This is a genomic window from Janibacter sp. CFPM2_SD2 (assembly GCF_057364645.1).
Genome location: NZ_JBNFOF010000349.1, coordinates 1 through 1,302, shown reverse-complemented (window position 1 = coordinate 1,302; position 1,302 = coordinate 1). Strand labels below are relative to the sequence as shown.

General features: G+C 75.4%; 1 protein-coding gene. It reads left to right on the top strand.

Translation table 11 applies throughout. From position 1 onward, the window contains the following. A partial coding sequence (locus AC2W7J_RS18200; protein WP_485984179.1) for a complex I subunit 4 family protein occupies positions 1-1,302 on the top strand: 1,302 nt, incomplete at both ends.

The following is a 1,302-nucleotide window of genomic DNA, read 5'->3' as shown; positions in this document are numbered from 1 at the left end:
TCCGCTGCTCCTCGGTGCCGTCCTGCTCGGCGCCGGCACGGAGATGAGCGCCCGGCTCGCCGCCCGCATCGGTCTGGCCGGCGCACTCGTGACCGCGGCCCTCGTCGTCGTCGCCTGGAGCAGTCACGCCGTCGTCGACATCGCCTGGCTGCCCGCCCTCGACCTGCGCATCCACCTCGGGCTCGACGGCATCAGCGGGCCGCTCGCCCTCCTCGCCGCCGTCGTCACCGCTGCGGCCTGCACGACCGCCCTCGGTGACGCGCCGCGCGGGGGCAGCGCCGCGACCTTCGTCGGCACCCTGCTCATCACCCTCGGCGGGGCGATCGGCACCTTCGCGGCGCGCGACGCACTGCTCTTCGTCGTCGCCTTCGAGCTCGTGCTCGTGCCGATGTGGGTGCTCATCACCCGCTTCGGCGACGACCGCGACCCGGTGGCCCGCCGCGAGGCCGGCGTCCGCTTCGTCCTCTACACCGGGCTCGGCTCGACGCTCCTGCTCCTCGGGGTGCTGCTGCTCGTCTCCCAGTCGGGCACCGGTGACCTCGGCACGCTCGGCGCCGCCCACGGCCGGGGCCTGTCGACCGGCGTGCAGGTGGCCGTCGCCGTGCTGCTCACCCTCGGCCTCGCGATCAAGGTGCCCGTGTGGCCGCTGCACTCGTGGCTGCCCATGGCGCACACGACGGCACCGACCGCCGGCTCGATGGTGCTCGCCGCCGTGCTGCTCAAGATGGGCACCTACGGCCTCGTGCGGCTCCCCCTGGCTGCGGTGCCCGAGGGCTTCGCCCGGGTCGCGCCGGTGCTCGCCGTCTGCGGCGCCATCGGCATCATCTGGGGCGGGCTCGTCTGCCTCGTCGAGCGCGAGCTCAAGCGGCTCATCGCCTGGTCGTCCATCGCGCACATGGGCTTCGTCGCCCTGGCGCTCGCCTCGGGCACCGACACCGGTGTCGCCGCCGCGCTCTACGCCAACCTCGCGCACGGCGTCATCTCCGCACTGCTCTTCCTCGTGGTCGGCGGGCTCAAGCACCGCTGGGGCGACGACCTCCTCGACACGGCGCGGACCCCCCTTCGCGAGGAGGCGCCGGTCACCGGGCTGCTCCTCGTCACCGGCCTGGCCGCCGGGCTGGGGCTGCCCGGCCTCGCCGGCTTCTGGGGCGAGATCATGGCCGTCGTCGCCGCGCTCTCGCCCGCCGGCGGCCGGCCCCGGGCCGCTCTTCGTCGGGTGCGCGGTCGTCGCGGCCGTCGGTGCGGCCCTCGCCGCCGCATACTCCCTGCGCGTCGCCGGCTCGTCTCGGCTCGGCGAGGCAG